The organism is Psychrobacter sp. CX90 (assembly GCF_057396305.2).
Genome location: NZ_CM182008.1, coordinates 3,128,510 through 3,153,648, shown reverse-complemented (window position 1 = coordinate 3,153,648; position 25,139 = coordinate 3,128,510). Strand labels below are relative to the sequence as shown.

Below are 25,139 nucleotides of genomic sequence, written 5' to 3'. Positions count from 1 at the left end.
TGTCCCTTAATTTTGATATGCCATTATTAATGTAGATGTAGTAGGCTCTAATTAGGTACTATTATTCTTCCCCTTTAATATAACTGTAGTACGTTATACAGAATAATCTCTACACCTCTACTTTCTCTTGTATGAGTTGACGAACAATAACTGGCGTATCAAAGTTATGATAAATATTGATACCAACGGCATGGTTATTTTGTTCTATTAGTAGCATCTCCTCCTTTAATACTACCGCGTGCCCTAAACCAAAAATTCCTTTTATAGACTCCTGATTTGTATCTAATAGATTTCTATTTTGATCCACTATTAACTTATCTCTACATTTTAATAACTTAATAAGAGAGCCATCAGTTGCATAGATTTTTAGATCGTTTGTTTTGTAACCATAGGCAAGGATTGATACTTGAGAGGGGTTGATACCGATATCTTTATCGCTTGTAAAAAGTAACTTAACTCTCTTCTCTTCTCCGTCAACAATCATTCGATATAACTGTAACGAATCAGCTCTTAACCCTGAAAACCTGTGCGATAAAGTATCGGTATCTTGCCTTCTAGATTTACATACTTTACCTTTCAGCTTGATATCATACTCTCTCATTTTACTTCTAGACTGTATAACGATTTGATGCTCACTGAGCACATGACCGAACTTATTGAGTAGATAACTGGCACATGAAAAAGCACTATGTGATCCACCATAAATAACGATTTTCTTATTTGCTTCTATCGCAGCTATCAGGTACGCATCTTTCTCCTCCGAGATAACCTCTGAGGACACCATGACACATGGATTATTTAACTTGTTTTTCTCTCGTTCCACGCACCCACTTGCCAAAATAATATTTTTCGATTGGCAAATAATATCCCCTTTAATATCATATGTTTCGAAGTTATCATCCTCATTAATTACTATCTTCTCGACAGACTTATCGTATACGATACCGCTATTTGGATACTCTTCCATGAGCAACTCTAACTCATCCGAGACTTGTTTAAAAAAACGTGACACAATTTTTAAATTAATGTATTTTTCATTCTTATTTTCTAGGGCTTGACCTTCCACTGTATTGAAAACATTATGAAAGCATCCGTTTTTATTAATACCTTCAACAAACTCATATGCACTAGAGTTTGAATTAATATCATAATTCAAGCTTTGCCAACCCTTTGATGATGTTCTCTCAATATAAACTAGGCCTCTCTTTAGCAATCTGTCTAGTTTATTTTCATTGTCTGCCGCGATAGCAACGCCTAGACTAGCCACACCGCACCCTACAATTTGAGTATTAACCTCCAACATTTTCATAAAAAGACCTTTAATCACTTACCATGCTAAAAACAATACTGTCATCTATACTCAAGTCGATATGAACGTTGTGACTGTTTGATATTAGATTGACTACTGACGACTCTTGAATAACTTTAGTTAATAAGTGTCTTGTGTTGTCTTCATCAATATCTAGCTGTTCAAGTATTATAGAAAAGCTTAAACCTTGCATTTTTATGAGAACGTCTGGGTTAATACCCATTAGACCTCTCATATCGACACAACCCTGACCTTTAACAATAATATCCCCTTTATAGTCTGTGAAATTTTTCGCTATACCTTCTACTAAACTGGAACACATAGCACTTAGCAGTGCCTCTTGCGGATTAAGCCCTATATCAAGACCACCTGACTGTTTGGGTTGATCAATATCTAACTCACACTCAGTAACAGATGACTCGCCTTTAATATGAAAACCATATTGCCAAATGACGTCTGTATTTAGCTCTGATACAAACAGCTCTACTTCTGATATATCTTGCTTTACTGGCTCTATTTCTTTTTCATTAACAGTAAAACTTAACTCGTTGTGTTCCACTAACGTTCTGTGGTTAGGGCTCTTGATAGAGATCTGATTGATAACATTCTGTAAAATACTAGCCTCATCGCTATTGTCTGTTTTACAAGAAATGAGGTACTTTATATCTTTGAAATCTATGTACTTACCTAATGAGTAGCTCCCTAATAGGTTAGCCGAGAGCCTGAAATCAAGAAAGTCTAGGGCAACACCTTTTGCAGCCAGCCCCTTAACCATAGAGGCCATTGCGCAAGCGCCTATCGATATAAGAGCGAGCTCCTCTGGTGTTAAATAATTACGATCATATCTTAGCGCTTCACTATTTTTGAGCTGTACTGGCACCACTTTAAACTCAAACGACCTAGCACTCTTGATAGTGCCTATACTGGCTGAAAGTACCTTTACTTGCAGTGTACTTTCATCACAAGCTTTATATACTGAGCTAGAATACTGATAAGAACCTTGAATAGGCTCTTGTCTTATCTCGTGCATGGCTTCACTCATACCAGCGACACTGACGCCATTTTTCATTGTGTTATCTCCAAGCTATTCACAGCATCCAATGCATTAGTCATATCATCTATTAGATCGTTTATATTCTCGATGCCTATTGAGAGCCTTACTAACCCCTCTTTTATACCTATCTCTTTTCTTTGCTTCTCTGATAAAGAGCTATGCGATGTATTAAAAGGCATACTAATCAACGACTCTACCCCGCCTAAACTAGTAGCGACCTGTGGGAACTTAAGATTATCCATGAAAAAGAGTGCGGCCTTATCCCCCCCTTTAACCTCAAAGCTCAACATGCCTCCGTATTGGTCTTTGCAAATCTCTTTAAGCTCTGATTCTGTTTCACTATCAAGCAAAGACGGATGATAAACCTTAATAATATTCGGATGCTGAGTCAGTACATTTACCATCGCTTTTGCATTGTCGTTATGCCTATTCATCCTCAATTCTAATGTCTTCATACCTCGCTCAAGTAAGAAGCACGCTAAAGGATCTAAGTGCCCACCGAGTCGCAACATTTGCGCCCACACTCTATCTATAAGCTTACGTGAGCCACTGCATACGCCAGCAGTAACATCGCTATGACCATTCAAATATTTAGTTGCACTATGAATCACAACATCCGCCCCATAGTCATAGGGCCGGCAAAATATCGGAGTGAGAAAGGTATTATCAATAACTAACAGCAGTTGCTTTTCTTTAGCGATTGTACTGATAGATTTTAACGGTAGACATTTAAGCAATGGGTTTGACAAACTTTCGAAAAACAACATTTGGGTATTATCTTTTATGGCGCTTTTAAGACTTTCTATATCGTTAGGGTCAACAAAGGTAACTTCTCTACCTAGCTGATGCATATCTTCTCTAAAGAGATTATAAGTGCCACCATAGACATCATAAGACGAGATAATGTGCCCGCCATTATTGGTTAATGCTAAGATTGTTGATGAAATTGCAGCCATGCCTGAAGAGAAGACTAGCGAGCTTTCTGTCCCCTCTAAGGCAGAAACTTTTTCTTGTAAACTAAGTTGATTGGGATTGCCATATCTTGTGTAGATTGGGTAATCCCTAGTCGCACCACTAAAAAAAGCGTCATAAGTACTTGCTTGGAACTTAAAGGTAGTGGTCTGGAAAATTGGAGTGCCAATGGCGCCTGTATCCTCGTCAGTATATGTACCTGCATGCACGGCTCTAGTAGACAATCCTAAGTTAGGTTCAATTTGATGATGATTTTGCAGCCTTGGTCCTGACTCTCTTTTTCTGTTAAGCTCATTGATCCATTTCTTACTGCTATCAGCGTTGGGGAGATTATTGCTCATGTGATGATTCCTTGGTTAAAGTGGGTAATTAACCGCCAGCAACGGCTGGTAAGATAATTATTTTGTCGCCATCTTTGACCACTGTGTCGACACCATCTTTAAATCGAATATCCTCTTCATTTAGATAAATATTGACATACCTATGTATCTCCTTGTCAGTAATTACCCTCTCTTTTATCCCTGGATAGGCTTTATCTGCTTGCTCAAAAACTTCTAAAACGTTATTGCCCTTTGAGAGAATCAAATCAGAATTATTTGTCACACTTTGCATGATAGCGGGTACTTCGATACTAACTTTCATTGATTTAGCCTTAATAATTTTATAGTTAATTTTTTATATATAACGAATAGCTTCTTCAACCAAAGAGGTTCCATCTGATCGATAACTTCTCAATATATTAGTCACTCCCGTACTAATAATGACATAGTGGACATCAGGCAAGTTCATAAAATGTCGATCTTCGAAACTTGGGAATGGCTCTCCTTCTGTATGAGAATGAAAAATTGAATGAACTTTTCCACCTTTCTCTTTTACATCTTTCCACACCTTAAGCTGCTCTTTAGAATCAAAAGAGAAGTAGTGTGGAGATTTTGAAGTATTTTCCATATAGTATATTTTTTGTTCTTGTTCATTACAGTTTTCAGAGATCACGCCACATGCTTCAATTGGATGAGCTTCATTGCAATATTCAGTAATCTTATTCAATAGATCTTTTTTTAAAAAAAGCATGGTGACTCCAAAAATGTTAAATAAAATACGTTTCAATGGGTTAACCATGTTTTCATAGTTTTCTGTCGTTAAAACCTTAAAAAAACTTAGTATCTTGATACAGAAGGATCAATCTTTTGTGACCATTCCATAATTCCACCATCCACACTAAAACAGTTTGCATATCCCTGTTCATTCATGATTCGAACGACTTCATCAGAGCGCTTGCCATGTTTACAAAACACGTAGAAAACATCTTCCTTATCTTCCCTCTCTTCTCTTATACGATTTAAAAAATCAGTTTTTGGTATAAGAGTTTCGCCTCTATTCAACTTAGAGATAGCCGTTTCTGAAGTTTCTCTGATATCAATAATCTGACAAGCTTTATTACTTTGTATAGCCTCGCTTAACGCTTCAACAGAAATGCGTTGTACCTCATCTTCATTAGTCTCTAAACGGCAGCTATATGTCTGAGCCACTAACTTATCAATCTTTACTCTATTATCATCTTTAGCAATTTTGAAAGTATCAAAACGCATATTTAAAGCATTGTAACGAAGCAGCTTCCCTAATAAAGTCTCGCCTATACCGGTTATTACTTTAATAGCTTCAGTTGCCATAATTGAACCAACTACCCCACATGTACACCCCATTACACCGCCTTCAGAACAAGAAGGCGCAAATTCTGGTGGTGGTGGTTCTGCGTACAAATCTCTATAGTTTCTACCCTCTTGATTAGATGGCCGTTCCCAAAAGACACTTACTTGCCCCTCAAATCTGTATACGGAACCCCATATGTAGGGTTTGTTCAGAAGGGCGCAAGCGTCATTGACCAAAAACCTTGTACCAAAATTATCTGTGCAATCGAGTACCATGTCATACTGTTCTATTAGTGATAACGCGTTATCGGCATCTATTGCTATTTCGTGTCGTTCAACACTGATTAAAGGGTTCAGCTGGTTTATGGCAATTTTTGCACTTTCTACTTTTGTCTGACCTACGGTCGAAATATTATGAATAACCTGTCTTTGCAGGTTTGAAACCTCAACTTTATCAAAGTCAATAATCCCTAACTTTCCAACGCCAGCAGCAGCAAGGTACAATAGCGTTGGCGCTCCTAATCCGCCTGCTCCTACAACTAAGACACTGGCCTGTTTGATTTTTTTCTGACCCTCAATCCCTATTTCTGGCAGTAATAGGTGTCTTGAATACCTTTCAATCTCCTCAGGCTCGAGATTTTTAGCATCGAAAATATCTTTACTCATAGTTAAAATCCGTAAAATTATTTAATGAAGTTGAGCGTCTGCACAATTAAGAGCACATTAACAACCTGATTTCTTATTTATCTTGAGGCTCTTTTCTACTTGAGCTGGTTGATATTATCCAGCGTCCAAATAGGAATGAATATCATTTAAAAAGCAATATTTATCAAATGATTAAATTCTTTAACCTTTGAGCATTTAATTATCAAACAGCCTCAACGACAGTAATTTTTTAAGATTTTTGTATAGTTTTGAAATTTGGATTTTTAGAGCAGTTAGGAGGAAACTCTTTATATGAAAAAGCACTTCAAGGGAATAATAACTTAGAGGGGAGTAACGAGTAGTGACTAGGTAACGTTTAAAATTCTGATACATCTTCTGACACTCATCTTGAACGTCAATGTATAACAGGGGTAGCTGGCATCTAAACCACAAGAGTAGAGAATATCAATAATAAGACGTCTTAGGGCGTATTGAACCTGATGATTTTAGAGGGTTGTTCAAAAGAGAAAAATTATGTAATAATAATCATTATCAATTATGAATAAAAGACTAATCTGCTATGACTCAAAATTTAACATTCAAGGAAGATGCTGGAAATCTTATGAGTCAGTGGTGCTCAGATAAACTGTGTTCAGGTTGTCAAAAGTCATTCATACATGAATACCATATCTCTGATGGTATAAATTTCGTCACCAGTTACTCTAATATTACAAAACCTTTGCAGACTAAAGTTGATTATGAATACCCCGTATTTATTTTGGTCTACTGTGAAGAGGGGCAAAGTGTTTTCTACTTAGATGGCTCTCATGAAAAGTATACTGTCAAGGCAGGCGAGGTTTGGTTAATTAACTTAAATCATGTGACTTTAGTTAGGGAGTTTACCCCTAATATAAAAACGATAATGAAAGTGCTTAAATATAATGTAGAAAGTATGCAAGGTGTTTTAGGCGACTCTATCATTAAAAACTTTTCAACATCATTTATTCTTAATTTAGACAGAAATCATCAATGTGAAGAATGGTTCAAATCATTTTCTCATAACGATACTATAGATGTTAGAAGTAAATTAATGGTAGTGTCAAAAGCCATAAGCACACTGGCTAATACGATATCCCCTTTATCATCGGACTGGGATACCATTAAAGATGACAAGGATAAATTGCTAGTTGAAAAGATTGTTAGAAGAATATCTTGCTATGACGAATGTGCACCATCGCTTAAAGATCTAGAACAAGAGTTCCATATGAGCCATACTAAGTTAAGTGTCATATTTAAAAAGGAAACAGGACAACCTATTTTTTCTTACTATAGACAAATTCGCTTACAACGGGCTTTAAGGCTTTTACAAAACAAGCACCTTCCTATAACGCAAATTTCTCAAACCTGTGGCTTTTCAAGCTCCAGTCATTTTACAGAATCTTTTAAAAAAGAGTACACTCTAACGCCTTCTAAATATCGCAGGCAGCTAAACTAAAATAAGTCAATACGAGGCGGCTTTAAGTTAAAAGCTCGGGTTGAATAGTCACTCTATTTAATCCTAATTTTAACGAAGTAGTGGGTTGTTTTAGGCAAAAAACAGCCAATTACAGGGTGTGAATACAGATTCTTAGATATAACTGTCTACTTGAGTACTCAAACGCCGTATATAGCTCCTGTCTCTTTATTAATTAACGCCTTACCTATTGAGCTGGCCAATGCCTCGTCAGAACCATCTAAAATTCGTGCTGAACGTGCATACCTATATATATAAGATAATATGCAATCATCGTCTAATCCCGATGCGCCATGCAATTGGATAGCTGAGTCTACGACTTTAGACAAACAACTGGCCGCCTGTAATTTAGAGATATTAATATTAATACTTAAATCACGACAATCTGGGTAGTTATCGACTTGTTTCGCGGTTTTGTTCAGAAAGGCATATGTCGTTTGGATCTCTTTATAGGCTTCAAAGATATGCTTTCTGACCAACTGCTTATCTGCCAATCCATAATCTCGATATTTTTTTGAATTTACCGTGTCGTGCATTAGTTCATAGCATCTCATAGATAATCCAAGCCAATGAAAGCTACGTAATAATCTACCTTTAGTCAGTCTGGTTTGAGCAACATGTAACCCTGCTCCCACCTCACAGAGCACATGTGATTTATCTACTTCAACCTTATCAAACTTAAGTCGACACTCTCCTCCTAAGAGTAAACCCAAATTGCTATGGCGTTTAATGATCCTGTAACCCTCTGCATCTGTTGGAATCACTATTAAAGAGTGCGTATCAGGACGGTCACTATGCTTAACTAACACCGTAACAAAATCAGCTTTATAAGAGTTGGTTATCCACCACTTCTCCCCACTTATAACAAACTTATTGCCTTGATCTACTGCCGTTAAATTAACTGTTTTAGGCATCGACCCTGGGCTATACGGTTCCGTCATAGCGTAACTTGGCTTTATATCGCCTTTAACGACTCCCTCCAGATACTTTGCCTTTATCTCATCTGAGGCAAATCTAGCTAACATATGGGCATCCAATGCCGCATAAGAACCTAGCAGTCCACCTGTAAATAAAGACTTCCCTTCTTCGATAGCTATGGGCATGTACTCTTCTAATGTACCAATCTTCCCGCCTAGCCCTATTGGATGAAACAAGCCCCATATACCTAACTCTTTGGCAACACATTCTAAGTTTTGTTTAGCTAAGTTATATTCTGTTTCATTTGACAAATACTTAACTTCATTAGGCTTTAAGTAGCTATCAACATAATCTTTTACAATTAATTTATAACTCATTGGCGCAGTATCCTTTATAAAATGACGCTTAATCTTTCAAAAATTCAATGCTTTATTATTAAGTTTAGAGTTAGATTTAATATTATTTAGACGTTTTTTTTATTGTATATATTAAGGGCTGTTTGATCCTTCAAACAGGGAACTCGCGGCGACTATTTTTAGTCAATATGCAGTGAAATTTTGGATGCTTAGTCATTCTAAATTAGAAAATTCGCAATATATTGGCAAAAAATAGTTCCGATTTGAAAGGCTGATATTACGCTAATACCTTTTTAGGCTTTAATTTTGTAGGCTTTAATATAGGTATCATGAAGATAAAAATACTGATCCAAATCATAATGAAGGCTACCAGCTTATTAACACTGAGACTTTCGCCTAGAATAGTCACTGCTAAAATGAAGTGTAAAGTTGGCGTGATATACTGCAAAATACCAACGGTTGAAAGTTTGATCTTGGGCAGTGCCGATAGAAATAAAATCAAAGGCACAATAGTAAACAGACCTGATAGCACAACACCAATATTTGCAACAATCATGTCTGGCCCTCCAAACTGCATCGTGCCATTCATGTAAATATATACTAGATATGCTATTGCAAATGGTGTTGCTATTATTGTTTCTACTGTTAAACCAGCAAAAGGATGTAATCCCTTTGACTTTCTTAATGTGCCATATAAAGCAAAGCTAAACGATAAAACCAAAGGAATAATAGGTATCTTGTTATAGGCTACTGTGAGATAAACTACGGCTACCAAGGCTATTGCTATTGCTATTGCTTGTAATGTCGAAGGCTTTTCCTTAAAGAACAGCATCCCAATAAATACACTTACCAATGGATTCATAAAGAACCCTAGACTGGCCTCTAAGGCATAGCCATTCATGACTGCCCACATTGATACCAGCCAATTAACGGATAACAGAAAGGTAGTTAACAGACAAAAACCTAATACTTTGATATCTTTTGCCATATCAAACCATCTGACTTTAGGTTTTTTTATGAAATCATATATAAGTACAATAATCAAAGCTCCCACTACTCTATGTGCCATTACCTCTGACGCTGGGATAGCTTTAATTAAATAAAAATACAGGGGGAACATACCCCATATCACGTAGCTTGAAACAGCAGACAAAATGCCATTATTAACCTGTGAATTTTGACTCTCTGATGTTGTAATGTTTGTATTCATTGTTGTATCTTCATAATATGATTAAGGTTTCCACACTTGGGATTCATTAAGTCAAATTATAAGTACATTAATTAATTTAAATATTAAGAAATAAAATGTTTTTACCATATGGTTAAAGTTATTCAAAATATCTGGACTTCCGTACCATCTTATCCCCTAAACTATGATAGAACTTAAAAATTAAGACCTATATTGAAGCCATTGACGAATTAACTTCGTGATAAATCCTAACAACAACGGGGCAAAACACAAAATATGCCAATAATACAAATACTGAATTGTTGTTGATAACTTAGAGTCACTATAAATCACAAAAAGCCGCTTAAACACTTTATTTTAAACACAAAAAAGTCGCACTACTTTTAATGGAGTAGTGCGACTTTTATTAAGTAAGTTCGTTACAAGGTTTGAGTATGGGATACCCACTACCTATAATAAATAATGAACAATGAACGTAGTTATCAGACTATATTTTAATGTTTATGCGCCGAATGGTCTGAATCTTCATTATGTGAATGTTCATCGGCATGCTCGTTCTTAACTCCGAACCAAGCTATTTTTGAGGGGGTAAAATCAAGCTTGATAGATGAGCTTATTTTACCCGCTTCAGGATCAACTGTAATTAGCTGTTTATTGGTTGCATCTACAATATGAACCATCTCGTTATTCGGATTAATGACTAGTGCTGGTCCACCATGGCCATACTCACTTATACCCGCTGGGAAGAGGTTTAAGGTCGCAGTAATTTTATAATTTTGGGTAACATCTAAGATATGCAGCTTACCTGAGTTATCTAATAGCATCAAATGTTTGCCATCTGCATCAAACTTATAGCTGACCACTCTGCTCGTGCTGTCCGTTGTCCAAACAATGGGGGTTATTTCTTTCCCATCTGGATTAACTTTATAAGGCTGACCGCATGCTGTGCCGATTAAATAATCATGATCGGGATGAATAGCGAATGAGCCAATTCGTGCTTTGGTTGGTTTTCCGCCATGTCCAATACACTGCGTATTAGCGATACTTGCTGGATACATGATTTTTTCAGCACTAAACTCAGTGCCAGATTGTTTAACGCTAAGCAGCCCATCAGTGCACGCAAATACGCTATAGTCAGTCACACTGCCACTACCATGCAGCCCTGCACATTTGGTTGCAAAAGTTTTGTCGAGATGGAAGTGATCATCATGACGATGAAAAACAGATACAGTGTCAGGCAGTGGGCTACCAACCGTATCAAAGCGACCTGTACTGATAACAAACTCCCCTCGAGGTTCTGCCGTGCCGTGCATATTGGTATTGAGCTGATGGTAAGCCAGTTTGCCTGTTGCAATGTCTTTATCACTTATCAGAGCAAAGCCTGCTGCTTGTTTTGGATTTTCTATTGGGTTGTCCGCTGCCCCAACACCATCAAAAAATATTGCAGACTGCTGTCCAAATTTCTGATAGTGAACCGGTTTATCGTAGTTGAGCTGTAATGGCAATTTGCTAACATCACGAGCATAGGGATGATCGTGATCACCATGATCTTCGATAACGATACCACTGTCATAAAAGTTAACCATGTTATTGGTTCTGTCTAACACCAAGGCGTAATTGCCACTCGAGCTAGATACTAACGCATCCGCTTTGGCTTGAAGTTCAATGGTTTGGATGACTTTATTTTGAGCGATACTATAAACGTATGCTTTATTACTCTCTTTATCGCTAATCAATAATCGACCATTTTTTACTTCGGCATTGACTGAATCATCAACATCGTGGTCATGGTCGTGACCTTCTTCATGCTCATCATGATGGTCATCATGTCCAATAGTTGAGACTTTACGATCATCAGATGAACCACAGCCTGTCAAGACAGAAACACTAAATAGTGTGGTTAATATTAGGGCAGTAGATTGCTTTAGATGCGGGTGTCTATTCATATCAAAAACCTTATTAATTTATATTTTATTAATTACTTATATATTAGAGCCTATTGAACATTTGAGCATGGCACTGACAAAGTCTATTTTTTAAAGGATACTAGCCAAACAATAGGGATTAGAAACGATAGGTTATTCCTGCATTGACTGAGCGCTCAGTTAAGGGGACGTGTTCAGCGAGATAAGAGGCATGATTATAAGCCAACTCATTGAGTATATTATTCACTTGCAAAAATGCCGTATAATCTTGAGCGCTAGGGCTGTGATACACCACTTTAGCGTCCATCATATTGTAGCTTGGCGTAACGGTCTCAAAATCCGCAATTTTGTCTTGCTCAAAACGGTGATACCCTGATAACACTAAGTCAAACTGTCCAACTTGTGCCGTCAAATCTCCACCAACTCGAGGTGCGGTTAATCTAGGAGCATATTTGCTATTAAGGCTATTATCCTTTAGCTCAATGAGGGCAATATCTGCAAAACTACCTATGCTTAACCTGTCATTGATATAGTAGCGAGCCTTAATCTCCCCACCATAATGTTTTGCATCACTTTGTACGTAATCAACCAATCGAAACCCAGCTGACTCACCCTTATTGACAACATCTTGTGTCTTGGCATAGATATAGTCTTTACTATCGTTATAAAAAGTAGAAGCTGAAACATCAAAATTGTCATTATTATCGTAGCGTAACGTCAGCTCAATGCCGTTTGTCGATTCTTTATCCAGTAATATATTGCCCCGCTCCCATGTATTGGTCGCAAGGTGAGCACCATCTGCAAACAGCTCTTGTGAAGCAGGTAAACGCTCTGAATGACTGACTCTTGCAGAAATCTGAGTGGTTGGCGTAATGTACTTACCACCCTCCAAGCTCACTGATGTGCCTGAGTGCAACTTATTAATATTATTATCAGTATCGGTAATATCTTGAAATTCCTGGCGACCACCAAACTCAATATACCAAGGGCTTCTGCCTTGTTTTGCTAATATGGTGGAGGTACTGTCCTCCTTACTTGCAGCGCCAGTAGTCCCAGAAACTGAATGGCTATGTCCTGCATGGTCAGTAGTATTATTAGTAGCATCAAACTTATCTTTACTTTCAATCTTTGCCCCATAATACGTTGGCGATAGACGTTCAATAAAATACAACCCAACCTGCGTACGGTCTGTTTTAGGCAGATAACCTTCTATGCCTTTTGCTGAAAAATCACTGTTAGTATAATCAACACCAACCACCCCTTTTAGAAATCCTAAATTACCCGTTTTATACGTTCCGTGTGTTGCCTGAACGCGTGCGTCTAACGCTTTATTGGTAAAGGTTGTACCCGCTACGCCTTCATCAATCTCATCATGATGATAGTCTGTATAGCTAATTTTGGTAGTTAGCTTATCAATACCTACTGCTGGTACAAGATGCTCTGTACGGAGTTGATAAACATTGGATACCAAATCAACATACGGCGGTTCGCCGTGCTCATGATTATGATCATGACTGTGCGTATGCTGGTGATTATGACCTGAGTCACAAGTTAACTTATTGCTATTAGGCTCGCTTGGTGTACATTGATTATGCACATGAAACGGAAGACCATACTCAGAAGTAAGACGCTGATAGGAAAAACCGACATGCCCTAAATCTGTAAGATAGGCTATACCGATACTAGCGTTATCTTGGGTATACCAGCTATTACTAATTTCCTCAGTGTCCCAGTGCGGTACTTGAATATTGCCTTTATCTGTTTTTTGAAAGCGTCCTGTCCAAGTCCAATTTTCATTGATATCGCCATTTAGCTCGGCATATCCTAAATAGCCATCTGTCGCCTGCTCTCCTACTAAAGATACTTTACCGCTTAAATTTTGGGCAACTGATTTAGTAGGAATGGTGTCATCAACTATATTTACTACTCCACCAATAGCGCCTCCGCCATACATAAGCGCAGAAGTACCTTTGATGACTTCAATTTGTTTTGCGCCCATTACGGGAACTGAAACCTGATGATCGGGGGATATCTGGGAGGCATCTTGAACCGATAATCCATTTTGCATGACCTGAACTCGAGGGGCGGTCTGCCCTCTTATAATGGGACGACTTGCACCTTGTCCGAAGGTATCTGTGGATACACCTACCTCATTAGCAAGGGCATCACCTAGCGTTGTATGCACTTGAGAGTCTATCTGATTATTTGTAACAATACTGGTGGCAGTCGCCATATCTTCTGCTTGCGGCTGTAGAGCATTGGCAGTCACTATGACGGTATCTAAATGAGTGGTAGGTATATTTGCCACATCATTGTTGATACCGTCACGCTCCTTATCACTCTTAGTATCAGCGCTAATATCTTTTGCCGATGCGACCGTAGGCAGCGTTGACACACCCAGTATGGTCGTTAAAGACAATGTCGCTAACGCATAGCGAACAGATCTACTAATAGGACATAACCGAATAATTCTGGTACTACCATGCGCTGAATAAAAAGCGCTATTAAGTGGAGATGACATATTAAATTCCAGCATAGTGACTGTGACTGATAGAAAATGACTAAAAACTATAGATGTCATATTGAAATGTAATGTTATACTATAACTAATATCTCCACAATAGTTATTTATTGAATACACTATAAGTTAACGATCGCATCTTAATTTAATATTAATTACTGAATCATAAACTTCAGTAAAACTGCCTTATTAACGTTTATCTCAATGTTTATCAACAAAGCAATATTAGCTAGAGCCTCCTAGCCACACTGAACGGTAAAGACATAAGAGATTTAGCCAGCTCTTAAGAGGTTATACTTTTCTTTAAAAAGCACACCTGTATGACCCAACAGCTACCATGAATATCCAGCTTTAAGTTGGAAAAGAGACGCTATTTTATTCAACACTTTTTATTAGTTATCTCATCTTAGTTGACCACTAAAGATAGGTATATCACCAAGGGGTGGTCAGGTTTTGGTCACTAAGATTGTTTTATAGATTTTATACTTTAAAGACTTTAAACTTTAAAGTTACTTCACTAATTTGAATTCAATGGCACTGTAAATACGGGTTAATCCATTTATTTTAAACATAAAAAAGTCGCACTACTCAATTAAGAGTAGTGCGACTTTTTTAGTGCTCTAAGAGCAGAATTTGGAGCGGGATAAGAGATTCGAACTCTCGACCCCAACCTTGGCAAGGTTATGCTCTACCACTGAGCTAATCCCGCATAATATCTAAAAACCAGATAAAACTAAATATTTTTTAGATAGGTTGGCTATTATAATCTATTTTTTTTATCTGTCAATATCTTATTTTCCAAGTATGGATATTGAATGTTTGCTAATAGCCTTTGGGTTATCTATTCAAATCGGGTGCGTTGCTATTTATTGGCGACGCTGTGTTTACTTAATCGATAATCTAACTTAGCTCTACTAATATTGAGTAGCCTTGCCGCTTTAGAGACATTGCCATCACAGTGATCAAGAGCGGCTGTTATGATCCTCTTATTAAAGTCATCTAAATCAAAAGCATCATGAAGTAATGCGTGTAAGATATCATTATCAGAGGTTTTTTCATTACGTTGTAAGCTGCCACTTTTGCTTGATATTTTTAGCTTACTTTCTAAATGTTCATTCTCGTGCAAGTCTTTATCAGATAACTGTAAATCGCTAGTATCTATCAAACTATGCCCCTCATTTAAAATAACCGCCCGTTCAATCACGTTTTGTAATTCACGTACATTACCAGGCCAGTCATGTAACTGTAAATATTCACGCGCTTGATCAGTAAACCCCTCAATAGTTTTGTTGTACATAGCCGCATACTTTTGTAAGAAAAATTTTGCCAATAAAAAGATATCTTGGCCCCTATCACGTAATGGCGGAATAAAAATAGGAAAGGTATTGAGGCGATAAAATAAATCTTTACGGAATTTGCCTGAGTTTACCGCATCTTGTAAGTTTTCATTAGTTGCGACAATGATCCGAATGTCCACCTTAATCTTTGTGTTACTACCCACATGACTGAGTGTGCTGTCTTGCAAAACCCTTAGTAAAGAGCTCTGTGCTCGTGGCGATAGCTCTACCACCTCATCTAAGAATAAAGTGCCTGAATCCGCAGCTTCAATCTTACCTTTACGAGATTGAATAGCACCGGTAAATGCGCCTTTTTCAACACCAAACAGTTCTGATTCAATTAAATCACTGGGTATACTTGCGCAATTTATAGCGACGAATGGATGATTACTTCGATCGCTAGCATCATGCAATGCCTTAGCAAATACCTCTTTACCAACGCCGGTTTCGCCTTGCAGCAGTACCGTTGCTTTCGTGTTAGCCACTTTTTTCATTAACTTTGTGGCTTTTTTAAAGGTTTTAGACTCCCCTATTGCTGAAAAAAAAGCTTTAGGACTCATCCTTGATTCTGGATTCTGTCGTTTAATTTCATCAAAATGACTACGACGCTCAAACAGTTCAGTATTTAACCGGTCGGGATTAAAGAATTTTTTTAGGTCGGTTGCTTCATCCCATTCCTCAATCGGTTTACCTACAATTTTACAACGATCATGTCCCATTGCCGCACACTGCACTTCTTTAAAAGCAATTTGCCGACCAAAAAAATAACTGGTATAGCCACTGGCATAACCAAGCAAAGTAAAACAGACAGGCGCATCTGCTAAGCCATTAAACTTTTTATGATACGCTACCTCAAATGAATTATACCAATCAATACTGGCAAAAAAATCTCCCGTATCAAAATCAGCTTTTAACTCAACAGGTACTACCTTTACCATTCCCCGTATGGTATGCAGCTGTGGTCCTGCTAAAAAAACCTCTTTCCAACTCCCATTGGGTCTAAGCTTTTTTGCAATTTCTGCATCTTCAATGCCAGCATAATAGCCGTAGTGCGAGAATAAACGCTGGGTGGTCTCTTCTCCAAGGCCTTTGGATAAATCTTGACGAAGCCTCCATAGTGCAGAGGCATGGTTGAGCATCATACGCTGCCCACCAAACCATATCTTGCCAGCATTGACATCAAAGTGAATATGATCAAGCAAATCTTCAATACTCTTTGAGAACTGGTTATCCTCTATATCGGTGCTTGAGCTACTCGTGGCGCCTTTCTGTGTCTTTGTTGCCGCCTTCTCACTTAAGGAAGAATTTTTAAGCGGTTTGGGAGCAAACGTTTTCGATGAATACTCTTTCATATCTATGCATTCCTTGCAAATGGCTAAGTCTCTATCCGTAGAGATTGGCTTAAATGTCTAAAAATAATATCTAATTTTTGAGTAATAAACCTTTTATACGCTATGTGTTATCAATTGAGCAAGTAATACATGCAATGTTTGAATAGCAATTATGCCTAAACTGGTTAATAAATTTTAAATTCATTATTTCATGATACTGGACAATTCATATTAATCAAATGATGAATTTTATACATGGATTAAACTTATTTGGTTTATAAAAAGGTCGACTCTAATTTTATTTAACTAATAAAATCAATAGCTTATTATCTTTAAATTAAATTTGGCACGCTACTTGTATTACTAATTATTAATAAAGTTAGTTATAACTTGGAAGTAAGACACCATCGTTATTGATGGATAAAGTTTTCTTAATTCCATTTTTAGGAAGCCATAAGAGGGATTCAGGATGAATTCAGATCAATCACACCTTGCCACCCCCATTAACGAGCTCACTAAATACGTTCGTGTGCGAAGCGATGCAGATTCAAAGTTTGTTATGTTCGATTTTGCCATTGGCGACCCCACGTTGTTTGTGGAACTGGTTCTACCGCCTAAAAGCTTTGAAGAATTTTGTGCTATTAACAATGTCGTCTACATGACGGAGGAACAAATGGCGCTTAATGATGCCGAAGAAGACAAATGGCGCTATGGTCAAGAGCCTACTTTAGTAGGCAACAATCATACTGACATGACTGCCACCAAAACCCATAGTTAGTCTCCTAATAACGTGAACCTTGATAACGTATATTTTACAACTTTTTTCATTTTAGGACTTACGCAAATGACTGTGTTTAAAGCGTTTAAAAACGACTGTGAGGTTATTTATTAAGCGTCTGGCACTACCTTCAGACCATGCAAATAAATAACCTCCTAGTCGCTACGAACCTTAATTCTGCGTCAGTCCTACATTTATTAAAACCAACCTCAATCACATGGAGTGATTGCCATAAACAAGGAGAGTCCCTCATGTCTTTAGAAATCAAAACAGCTGGCATTGAGCCTATCAGACATACTTATAACCATATTGCCAATCGATTTGGCGATAAACCTGCTACCCGATATCAAGAAGCCACTTATGATCTGCAAAGTGCGGCTAATTTCCATTACCGTCCGTTGTGGAATCCTGATAAAACCCTCAACGATAAAACCTACACTTGTATTGAAATGCAAGATTGGTATGACTTAAAAGACCCCAGACAGTTCTATTACGGCGCTTACGTTCAAAATCGTGCCCGTATGCAAGAAGGTGCCGAAACCAATTACAACTTCTTTGATAAGCGCGACTTACAGGCGAACCTATCTGAGGAGGTTAGAGACAAAGTTATTTTAGGTCTTCTGCCCCTTCGTCACGTTGAGCAAACTGCTAATCTAAACTTCATGTATGGCAGTGCCTATGGTTATGGGACTGCCATTACCCAAGCCTGCCTATATGCGGGCATGGATAGACTGGGCATGGCGCAATATCTCTCTCGTATTGGCTTATTAATTGATGGTAATTCGAGTGACTCTTTAATACAGGCAAAAGTAAACTGGATGGAGAACGAAGCATGGCAAGGCATTCGTGCCCTGTGCGAGAACATGCTGGTGCAAAAAGATTGGTTTGAGCTGTTTATTGCTCAGGCATTGGTTCTGGACACTTACATCAAAGTCATTCATTACGACCACCTTGATAACTGGCTGGTGGAGCATGGCGGGCGCGACATCGCAATGCTCACAGAGTTTATGCAAGATTGCTTTAAAGATTTAGGCAGATGGAGTACCAGTGTCATTAAAACCGTGGTTGCCGAGAGTGATGCCAACAAGCACCAGTGCCAAAGCTGGCTTGAGACGTGGAATGACAAAATCATGAGCGCTTATCAGCCTTTAATCGATGCGCTTTTTGATGAAGAAGACGCGAAAAATATTCAACAAGCCATCAATACTGAGCTTAAAAAGCGCTGTAAAACCATCGGGCTTAACCTTTAAAAGCAAGCTCTAACAATCAAAACAAGCCTTAACAAACAGCCCTTACTCATCTATATAAATAGGAAAACATCATGTCAAAAGTATATTTAGCCTTACAAGATAACGATATGTCACGCTACATTGTGCAGGCAGTGGAAGAAGACAACCCCAGTGTCGAGGTTATCTATCAACCTGCAATGATTCGCATGGAGTGTGAGGACAAAATGGTCATCAATCGTGCCACTGTTGAAGAAAAGTTAGGACATGATTGGGACATTCAAGAATTAAATTTAAGCCTGGTTACATTGGGCGGTAATGTTAATGAAGATGATGACTCATTGACACTAAGCTGGAATCAATAAATCCAGTTGTTGACTAGCGTGAAAACTAGCTTAAAACAAAGAATTTTAATCACATCAAATTTGCTAAGGAGTAGGCAATGACCACCAAAAAGAAACTAAACCTAAAGGATAAGTACCGTCTTTTAACCCGTGAGCTCGACTGGGACTTTTCGTATGAAGATAGAAAAGAAGCGTTTCCATACGAAGAGTTTGAAGGCATCAAGATTACTGATTGGTCGAAATGGGAAGACCCTTTTCGCTTAACCATGGACAATTACTGGAAATACCAAGCTGAAAAAGAGAAAAAGCTCTACGCCATTTTTGATGCGTTTTCACAAAACAATGGTCAGATGAACGTGTCCGATCCCCGTTATTTAAATGCTATCAAAATCTTTTTAACCGGTGTGACACCACTTGAATACCAAGCCTATCAAGGCTATGCACACGTTGGGCGTCAGTTTGGTGGTATCGGTGCTCGTATCGCTTGTCAAATGCAATCCATTGATGAATTGCGTCACGTGCAGACGCAAGTACATGCCATGAGTCACTTTAATAAATACTTCAACGGTTTCCAAGACTTTAGCCACATGCATGACCGTGTGTGGTACTTATCGGTACCAAAATCATTCTTTGAAGATGCACGCTCTGCTGGACCATTTGAGTTTTTAATCGCCATTTCGTTCTCATTTGAGTACGTATTAACCAACCTACTCTTCGTACCCTTTATGTCTGGCGCCGCACACAATGGCGATATGGCAACCGTAACCTTTGGTTTCAGCGCCCAGTCGGACGAAGCCCGTCACATGACGCTGGGTCTAGAAATTATCAAATTCTTACTTGAGCAACATGAAGATAATGTACCGATTGTACAAAAGTGGATTGATAAATGGTTTTGGCGTGGCACTCGCTTACTCTCCATCGTCGCTATGATGATGGATTATATGTTGCCAAACAAAGTGATGTCATGGGCTGAAGCATGGGAGGTTTACTATGAAGAAGCCGGTGGCGCACTGTTTAAAGACTTAGCCCGCTATGGTATTGAGAAACCCAAATACAGTGAGGTATTGGAAAAAGAGAAACACCATATTTCACATCAGGCGTGGTGGATTTTCTATAACTTTGGTCACGCTGCTGGCTTCCATACCTTTATTCCGAGTGACGAAGAGCTTGATTGGCTCAGTGAAAAATATCCAGACACGTTCGATAAATACTATCGCCCACGCTGGGAACTGGCTAAAAAGCTGGAGCAAGAAGGCAAACGCTTCTACACAAGCGGGTTACCCCAGCTGTGTCAGGTTTGCCAAGTGCCGATGACCTTTACCGACATGCACAACAACCCAGGCGAATTTACGTATCGCTCTGTTAAATATGATGGAGAGCGTTATCACATGTGCTCTGATGGTTGTTTAGACATCTTTAATGATGAGCCAGAAAAATATGTGCAAGCTTGGCTACCTGTACAGCAGATTCTTCAAGGTAACTGTGGTGGTCCAGAAATGGAAGACATATTAAGCGAATATTATCGCATCAATCTTGGGGTCGATAATATGGACTTTGAAGGCTCTGTAGATCAGAAGAACTGGGAAAAATGGAAAAATCACGCTTAAACCTTCCATTTTTTGAATTTATTGGTTTACGGCGACTGGGAGTTATTTATAAAGCCTCTGGAGCGGATGCACAGCAAGCGAATAAAGGATACCCAGTTGCAACACATATTATTTAAAAGTTAATAGGGAGATTAACATGGCTGTTACAGCGATTAGACCGGATTATGTCAGCGAAAGAAAGGATAGAAAAGAGAACTATGGCGATAACATTCTCGTATTTATCGGGTGGGACGAGCACCTGTTATTTTGTTCTGCCAAAGCTTTTCCCGTATCACCCAAAATGACGTTTAAGGACTTTAAAGACATTATTCTCAGCGAAGGCTTCAATCAACACCCAGACTTTGAACACATCAAATGGGATGAGGTGTTATGGAATTTAAATGACGAATCCATTACCCCGTCAGATGAGCAAACTTTGGCAGACATAGGATTTGATCATAAATCATTATTACGTTTTAAAACGCCGGGCTTAAATGGTTGGAAAGGAACGGGTGTATAGAGTTAATCCCTTTATCAACCCAACCTTTTTTAAACAACTTGAGGAGAATTTCCAATGAGTTATGAAGTAACCATTGAACCTACGGGCGACATCATTGAAGTAGAAGAGGACCAAACCATTCTTGAAGCCGCATTACGCCAAGGGGTGTGGTTGCCTTTTGCTTGTGGGCACGGTACTTGTGGCACCTGCAAAGTTCAAGTCATGGATGGATTTTATGATGTGGGCGAAGCATCTGCCTTTGCTTTATTAGATGTAGATCGTGAAGAAGGTAGAGTTTTGGCATGCTGTTGCAAGCCAGAATCAGACTTAGTCATTGAAGCAGATGTCGATGTGGACCCAGACTTTATGGGCTATCCAGTAGAAGACTATACTGCGACGGTGGAAGATATTACCCCTCTTTCGCCGACCATTATCGGTATCCGATTGAAGCTTGACCGTGACATGCAGTTTCAAGCTGGTCAATACATTAATCTGGATATCCCTGATGTGGGCACACGCGCTTTTTCAATTGCAAATAGTCCCGCCCAGTCTGACACAGTAGAGCTTCATGTTCGTCTTGTGCCAGAAGGCAAAGGGACAACATGGCTCCATAATGAGCTTGATGTTGGCGATAATATTCCGCTTTCAGGCCCCTATGGTCAGTTCTTTGTACGTAATAGCGATGAGCAAGATGTCATTTTCATTGCTGGTGGCTCAGGCTTATCTAGTCCTGAATCAATGATTCTCGATATGCTTGAAAAAGGCGATAGTCGCCAGATTTATCTGTTCCAAGGCGCCCGCAACGTACCCGAGTTATACCACAGAGAAAAATTTGAACAGCTAGCAAATGAACATGATAACTTCCATTATATTCCCGCATTAAGTGATGAGGATACAGTGGGAGAGTGGAGCGGATTTAAAGGGTATGTGAATGACGCTGTGCATCAGCATTTTGAGGGCAAGTGCTCTGGTCATAAAGCCTATTTATGCGGCCCACCCCCAATGATTGATGCGTGTTTAACAACACTGATGCAGGCTCGCCTTTTTGAGCGTGATATTCATATGGAGAAGTTTTTAACTGCTGCAGATCTTGATGCTGGCAGTAGCCGTTCTGCTTTATTTAGAAAGGTATAACTGGTTCATATTCGCTAAAAAATAGAGTTAAAGTCATTATAAAATGGTTACAAGGCAACCAAGTGAAAGCAGTACCATACTAGTGCTAAGCAAGGTTAACACTGTAACCGTTTAGAGTGACTTTAATTTTAGTAAAGTAACCGTAAAGTATCCTTCATACTATTAAAACTATCGGTGCCAACACGATTAGATAATTCCATTTTATATTCTTCAGCAATCTCTAATAGCCCTTGAGCCATTTTTACCCCTTCTTCAGTAAGGTATGCACTGTCATCGTCATATATCACATGACTATTTCCCATTGCAGATAAGGAGTCCAACAAGGCCTTTTTCGGTTGCATAACCAAGTCCGCTAATATTGCTAAAGACATTTTATTACCATCTGAAAGGCTGGCATATATCCGCCAAGCGTCTGGATTAACGCCTTTGCGCACACTCAAACGTCGATAAAACTCCTGACTCAAACTATTGTAAGAGGCTCTTAGCAAATACAATAAATGATTGTTCAGAAAGTCTTGCTCAAATGCAGTTTCAGTATGATCTGCATTGGCAGGCTCATAATGAGGATTAGCTTGTGCGTATGACCCTTGCGAAAACACCAGAGGTCGTAAGTTATCTGTCATTCTGTAGTCAAGCACTTCACCAACCATGATAAGATGATCGCCCCCTTCATAAACATTCCAGCGCTCACATTCTATTTGCGCCAATACATTGGGCAGTAAGGGTATTTCACCAATGCCATCACTATATTCAAGATCCTTAAATTTATCTTGCCCGCGGCCTGCAAACCTATTTGATAGGTTGATCTGGTGTTCCGATAAAATATTGATTGCAAAATACCGACAGTTTTTAAACGTCTCTAGGCTGTAATTTCCTTTATCAATACTCCAAAGTATCAGTGCAGGGTCTACAGAAACCGTATTAAAACTGCTGGCAGTCATACCAATAGGCTCGCCCTTCTGGCTACAGGTCGTAATAACCGTCACGCCCGTTGGAAATTGACCGAAAAGTTGGCGCAACTGTTTTGCTTCAAAGTTAGGCACAGTGTTCTCCCGAAGTAAATTAAATATCTAGAATTAATATGGAGGATTTTGAGCGCGAGCAGCATACTGCTATTTGATCATTGTCTGCTTTCTCATCGTCAGTTAAAAACTGATCTCTATGATCAGGTTCCCCTTCAATGACATCTACGATACAGGTGCCACAGATACCTTGCTCACACGATACCTCGACCTTTATACCCGCCTCAGCCAGCGCTTGTACAATCGATTGATTCTCAGACACTTCAATGGTTTTGCCACTTTGCTCTGCGATCACAGTAAATGCCGTACCAGCTGTATCGACATCGACGTTAAAATACTCGCAATGTATGTTTGAGTCTGGAAAACCTAACGCTTTAGCAGAGTCCATGACCCAATTCATAAAACCACTTGGCCCACACGTATACAAGTGAGTGCCCTCAGGAGCATGGCTAAAGTGCGACTGAGGATCTAAACGTTGGGTGTCCTCTAAATCATCACAGTGTAACTTTAGCGAGCTTCCAAATTCATTTTCTAACTCTTCGGCAAATACTGCTGACATCTTAGACTTTGCGCAATAGTGCAGTTCAAATGACTTATTAGCCGACTTCAAGGTATAGGCCATAGAGATCATTGGCGTGATCCCGATACCGCCCCCCACTAAGATGCTGTGTTCAGCAGATAAATCTAAGGGAAATAAATTACGAGGTTCACTAATGGTTATCACATCGCCTACATGAAATGTCTCGTGAATGCCAATTGATCCCCCTCTAGATTCTGGTTCTTTTAAAATACCTAGGCGGTAAAACCGAGATTCATTGGGCGCACTACAGAGCGAATACTGGCGAACGATATCATCGTTAATATGCACATCAATGTGGGCACCTGCGCTAAATGCTGGCAACGCCGTACCTTCTTTATTCTCTAATGTGAGCGATAAAATATCGTCATTCAATCGTTTTTTTTCAGTGATAACAACTTCTATTAAATTACTCATTATCTATTCAATTCCATTTTGTGTCCCAATCTTTAAACCTTTAATCCGCAAAGTTTAAACTCTCATTACTAACGCATATATAAGCCACCATTTAAGTCCCAAGTAGCCCCCGTAACGGCAGACGCATCTCGGCTCATGAGCTGAGCAACTGTTTTCCCTATAAAGTCTGGACTACCTAATGCTTTTACAGGAATGACATTCTCTAATAAATGCTGCAGTTTTTCTGCAGACACTAACTCATGAACAATAGGCAAGTCTAATGGGCCTGGAGCGACTGCATTTACGGTAACGCCACTTGCGGCTAAATGACCTGCAAACACTTTGGTCATAGTGAGCACTCCCCCTTTGCTTGAAGAGTAATGAACCCCAGCCGCTGCCCCACCATTTTGTCCCGCTAACGAGGCAATATTGACAATACGGCCATAGCCTTTCTCAGCAAGATAAGCACCAAATACTTGACAACCAAACAACGTACCACGCAGGTTGACGTTTATGACTTTATCAAACTCATCTGCAGTGACCTGCATGACAGGCGTTGTCAAAGTGAGCGCCGCATTATTGACTAAACCATTGACTTGTCCAAAATGCGCCTCAACTTTATCAAGTGCGTCCTCAAAGTCAGACTTTATAGTCACATCTAAACCAAAGCCAATGGCCAACTTACCACTAGCATCAATGTTCTTAGCCGCCTGTATGGCTTTGTCTTCATTGACATCTGTCATAGCAACACAAAAGCCATCTGACACAAGTGCCTTTGCAATACATTGTCCCAACCCTTGGGCAGATCCTGTTATGACAATAACATCCTTCATATTAGCTTCGCCTCTTATGCTTTAT

Annotated in this window: 21 protein-coding genes and 1 tRNA gene; 7 read left to right on the top strand and 15 right to left on the bottom strand. The window is 39.0% G+C overall.

The window, feature by feature from the left end:
* Positions 1 to 109 precede the first annotated feature (109 nt).
* From AC2SLN_RS12665 to moeB, 6 genes are all read right to left on the bottom strand, one after another.
* Positions 110 to 1,309: a hypothetical protein gene (locus AC2SLN_RS12665; RefSeq protein ID WP_486549712.1), complete on the bottom strand. Its 1,200-nt coding sequence runs from the start codon at positions 1,307 to 1,309 to the stop codon at positions 110 to 112.
* A gap of 10 nt (positions 1,310 to 1,319) precedes the next feature.
* Positions 1,320 to 2,378, bottom strand: a complete 1,059-nt coding sequence (locus AC2SLN_RS12660) for an OsmC family protein (protein ID WP_486549714.1) — start codon at positions 2,376 to 2,378, stop codon at positions 1,320 to 1,322.
* Positions 2,375 to 3,676 (bottom strand): trans-sulfuration enzyme family protein, encoded by a 1,302-nt coding sequence (locus tag AC2SLN_RS12655; RefSeq protein ID WP_486549716.1) that lies wholly within the window; start codon positions 3,674 to 3,676, stop codon positions 2,375 to 2,377. The genes AC2SLN_RS12660 and AC2SLN_RS12655 overlap by 4 nt, the downstream gene beginning before the upstream one ends.
* Before the next feature lie 28 nt (positions 3,677 to 3,704).
* Positions 3,705 to 3,977, bottom strand: coding sequence for a MoaD/ThiS family protein (locus AC2SLN_RS12650; protein WP_486549717.1), 273 nt, complete (start codon positions 3,975 to 3,977; stop codon positions 3,705 to 3,707).
* A 33-nt stretch (positions 3,978 to 4,010) separates the two neighbouring features.
* Positions 4,011 to 4,406 (bottom strand): M67 family metallopeptidase, encoded by a 396-nt coding sequence (locus tag AC2SLN_RS12645; RefSeq protein ID WP_486549718.1) that lies wholly within the window; start codon positions 4,404 to 4,406, stop codon positions 4,011 to 4,013.
* Between the two features lie 86 nt (positions 4,407 to 4,492).
* The gene (gene moeB, locus AC2SLN_RS12640; RefSeq protein ID WP_486549720.1) at positions 4,493 to 5,650 is read right to left on the bottom strand and encodes a molybdopterin-synthase adenylyltransferase MoeB; all 1,158 of its coding nucleotides are present in this window, start codon (positions 5,648 to 5,650) and stop codon (positions 4,493 to 4,495) included.
* Positions 5,651 to 6,209: 559 nt separating this feature from the next.
* Here moeB and AC2SLN_RS12635 point away from each other — a divergent pair.
* Positions 6,210 to 7,124, top strand: a complete 915-nt coding sequence (locus AC2SLN_RS12635; protein ID WP_486549722.1) for a helix-turn-helix transcriptional regulator — start codon at positions 6,210 to 6,212, stop codon at positions 7,122 to 7,124.
* A gap of 158 nt (positions 7,125 to 7,282) precedes the next feature.
* Here the strand turns inward: AC2SLN_RS12635 and AC2SLN_RS12630 are convergent, their stop codons facing one another.
* From AC2SLN_RS12630 to AC2SLN_RS12605, 6 genes are all read right to left on the bottom strand, one after another.
* Entirely contained in the window at positions 7,283 to 8,437 is a 1,155-nt protein-coding gene (locus tag AC2SLN_RS12630; RefSeq protein WP_486549724.1) for an acyl-CoA dehydrogenase family protein, read from the bottom strand.
* A gap of 256 nt (positions 8,438 to 8,693) precedes the next feature.
* Positions 8,694 to 9,626 (bottom strand): EamA family transporter RarD, encoded by a 933-nt coding sequence (gene rarD / locus AC2SLN_RS12625; protein WP_486549726.1) that lies wholly within the window; start codon positions 9,624 to 9,626, stop codon positions 8,694 to 8,696.
* Between the two features lie 473 nt (positions 9,627 to 10,099).
* Positions 10,100 to 11,551 (bottom strand): YncE family protein, encoded by a 1,452-nt coding sequence (locus tag AC2SLN_RS12620; protein ID WP_486549728.1) that lies wholly within the window; start codon positions 11,549 to 11,551, stop codon positions 10,100 to 10,102.
* Between the two features lie 118 nt (positions 11,552 to 11,669).
* A complete protein-coding gene (locus AC2SLN_RS12615; protein ID WP_486549729.1) occupies positions 11,670 to 14,051 on the bottom strand; it encodes a TonB-dependent receptor in 2,382 nt (793 codons plus the stop codon).
* 634 nt (positions 14,052 to 14,685) lie between these two features.
* A tRNA-Gly gene (locus tag AC2SLN_RS12610) sits at positions 14,686 to 14,760 on the bottom strand.
* Positions 14,761 to 14,913: 153 nt separating this feature from the next.
* Positions 14,914 to 16,740 carry a sigma 54-interacting transcriptional regulator gene (locus AC2SLN_RS12605; RefSeq protein ID WP_486549731.1) on the bottom strand — a complete coding sequence of 609 codons (1,827 nt, stop codon included), beginning with the start codon at positions 16,738 to 16,740 and terminating at the stop codon, positions 14,914 to 14,916.
* 448 nt (positions 16,741 to 17,188) lie between these two features.
* On the opposite strand from AC2SLN_RS12605, the gene AC2SLN_RS12600 reads away from it, so the two are divergent.
* The 6 genes from AC2SLN_RS12600 to AC2SLN_RS12575 all read left to right on the top strand — a co-directional run bounded on the left by AC2SLN_RS12600 (position 17,189) and on the right by AC2SLN_RS12575 (position 22,286).
* The gene (locus AC2SLN_RS12600; RefSeq protein ID WP_486549733.1) at positions 17,189 to 17,497 is read left to right on the top strand and encodes a phenol hydroxylase subunit; all 309 of its coding nucleotides are present in this window, start codon (positions 17,189 to 17,191) and stop codon (positions 17,495 to 17,497) included.
* A gap of 251 nt (positions 17,498 to 17,748) precedes the next feature.
* Positions 17,749 to 18,747 (top strand): aromatic/alkene monooxygenase hydroxylase subunit beta, encoded by a 999-nt coding sequence (locus AC2SLN_RS12595; RefSeq protein WP_486549735.1) that lies wholly within the window; start codon positions 17,749 to 17,751, stop codon positions 18,745 to 18,747.
* Positions 18,748 to 18,818: 71 nt separating this feature from the next.
* Positions 18,819 to 19,088: an MmoB/DmpM family protein gene (locus AC2SLN_RS12590; protein ID WP_486549736.1), complete on the top strand. Its 270-nt coding sequence runs from the start codon at positions 18,819 to 18,821 to the stop codon at positions 19,086 to 19,088.
* Positions 19,089 to 19,165: 77 nt separating this feature from the next.
* Positions 19,166 to 20,674 (top strand): aromatic/alkene/methane monooxygenase hydroxylase/oxygenase subunit alpha, encoded by a 1,509-nt coding sequence (locus tag AC2SLN_RS12585; protein WP_486549738.1) that lies wholly within the window; start codon positions 19,166 to 19,168, stop codon positions 20,672 to 20,674.
* A 136-nt stretch (positions 20,675 to 20,810) separates the two neighbouring features.
* The gene (locus tag AC2SLN_RS12580) at positions 20,811 to 21,173 is read left to right on the top strand and encodes a phenol hydroxylase subunit P4 (protein WP_486549740.1); all 363 of its coding nucleotides are present in this window, start codon (positions 20,811 to 20,813) and stop codon (positions 21,171 to 21,173) included.
* A gap of 54 nt (positions 21,174 to 21,227) precedes the next feature.
* On the top strand, positions 21,228 to 22,286 hold the full coding sequence (locus tag AC2SLN_RS12575; protein ID WP_486549742.1) for an NADH:ubiquinone reductase (Na(+)-transporting) subunit F: 1,059 nt from the start codon (positions 21,228 to 21,230) through the stop codon (positions 22,284 to 22,286).
* Between the two features lie 128 nt (positions 22,287 to 22,414).
* Here the strand turns inward: AC2SLN_RS12575 and AC2SLN_RS12570 are convergent, their stop codons facing one another.
* From AC2SLN_RS12570 to AC2SLN_RS12560, 3 genes are all read right to left on the bottom strand, one after another.
* Complete coding sequence (locus AC2SLN_RS12570) at positions 22,415 to 23,329, bottom strand: flavin reductase (RefSeq protein ID WP_486549744.1); 915 nt, start codon at positions 23,327 to 23,329, stop codon at positions 22,415 to 22,417.
* A 19-nt stretch (positions 23,330 to 23,348) separates the two neighbouring features.
* Entirely contained in the window at positions 23,349 to 24,302 is a 954-nt protein-coding gene (locus tag AC2SLN_RS12565; RefSeq protein WP_486549745.1) for a PDR/VanB family oxidoreductase, read from the bottom strand.
* A 68-nt stretch (positions 24,303 to 24,370) separates the two neighbouring features.
* On the bottom strand, positions 24,371 to 25,114 hold the full coding sequence (locus AC2SLN_RS12560; RefSeq protein ID WP_486549747.1) for an SDR family NAD(P)-dependent oxidoreductase: 744 nt from the start codon (positions 25,112 to 25,114) through the stop codon (positions 24,371 to 24,373).
* Positions 25,115 to 25,139 lie beyond the last annotated feature (25 nt).

Excerpts from the sequence above, each read along its gene's own strand:
- AC2SLN_RS12665 (WP_486549712.1), bottom strand. The coding sequence starts at position 1,309 with ATGAAAATGTTGGAGGTTAATACTCAAATTGTAGGGTGCGGTGTGGCT.
- AC2SLN_RS12660 (WP_486549714.1), bottom strand. The coding sequence starts at position 2,378 with ATGAAAAATGGCGTCAGTGTCGCTGGTATGAGTGAAGCCATGCACGAG.
- AC2SLN_RS12655 (WP_486549716.1), bottom strand. The coding sequence starts at position 3,676 with ATGAGCAATAATCTCCCCAACGCTGATAGCAGTAAGAAATGGATCAAT.
- AC2SLN_RS12650 (WP_486549717.1), bottom strand. The coding sequence starts at position 3,977 with ATGAAAGTTAGTATCGAAGTACCCGCTATCATGCAAAGTGTGACAAAT.
- AC2SLN_RS12645 (WP_486549718.1), bottom strand. The coding sequence starts at position 4,406 with ATGCTTTTTTTAAAAAAAGATCTATTGAATAAGATTACTGAATATTGC.
- moeB (WP_486549720.1), bottom strand. The coding sequence starts at position 5,650 with ATGAGTAAAGATATTTTCGATGCTAAAAATCTCGAGCCTGAGGAGATT.
- AC2SLN_RS12635 (WP_486549722.1), top strand. The coding sequence starts at position 6,210 with ATGACTCAAAATTTAACATTCAAGGAAGATGCTGGAAATCTTATGAGT.
- AC2SLN_RS12630 (WP_486549724.1), bottom strand. The coding sequence starts at position 8,437 with ATGAGTTATAAATTAATTGTAAAAGATTATGTTGATAGCTACTTAAAG.
- rarD (WP_486549726.1), bottom strand. The coding sequence starts at position 9,626 with ATGAATACAAACATTACAACATCAGAGAGTCAAAATTCACAGGTTAAT.
- AC2SLN_RS12620 (WP_486549728.1), bottom strand. The coding sequence starts at position 11,551 with ATGAATAGACACCCGCATCTAAAGCAATCTACTGCCCTAATATTAACC.
- AC2SLN_RS12615 (WP_486549729.1), bottom strand. The coding sequence starts at position 14,051 with ATGTCATCTCCACTTAATAGCGCTTTTTATTCAGCGCATGGTAGTACC.
- AC2SLN_RS12605 (WP_486549731.1), bottom strand. The coding sequence starts at position 16,740 with ATGAAAGAGTATTCATCGAAAACGTTTGCTCCCAAACCGCTTAAAAAT.
- AC2SLN_RS12600 (WP_486549733.1), top strand. The coding sequence starts at position 17,189 with ATGAATTCAGATCAATCACACCTTGCCACCCCCATTAACGAGCTCACT.
- AC2SLN_RS12595 (WP_486549735.1), top strand. The coding sequence starts at position 17,749 with ATGTCTTTAGAAATCAAAACAGCTGGCATTGAGCCTATCAGACATACT.
- AC2SLN_RS12590 (WP_486549736.1), top strand. The coding sequence starts at position 18,819 with ATGTCAAAAGTATATTTAGCCTTACAAGATAACGATATGTCACGCTAC.
- AC2SLN_RS12585 (WP_486549738.1), top strand. The coding sequence starts at position 19,166 with ATGACCACCAAAAAGAAACTAAACCTAAAGGATAAGTACCGTCTTTTA.
- AC2SLN_RS12580 (WP_486549740.1), top strand. The coding sequence starts at position 20,811 with ATGGCTGTTACAGCGATTAGACCGGATTATGTCAGCGAAAGAAAGGAT.
- AC2SLN_RS12575 (WP_486549742.1), top strand. The coding sequence starts at position 21,228 with ATGAGTTATGAAGTAACCATTGAACCTACGGGCGACATCATTGAAGTA.
- AC2SLN_RS12565 (WP_486549745.1), bottom strand. The coding sequence starts at position 24,302 with ATGAGTAATTTAATAGAAGTTGTTATCACTGAAAAAAAACGATTGAAT.
- AC2SLN_RS12560 (WP_486549747.1), bottom strand. The coding sequence starts at position 25,114 with ATGAAGGATGTTATTGTCATAACAGGATCTGCCCAAGGGTTGGGACAA.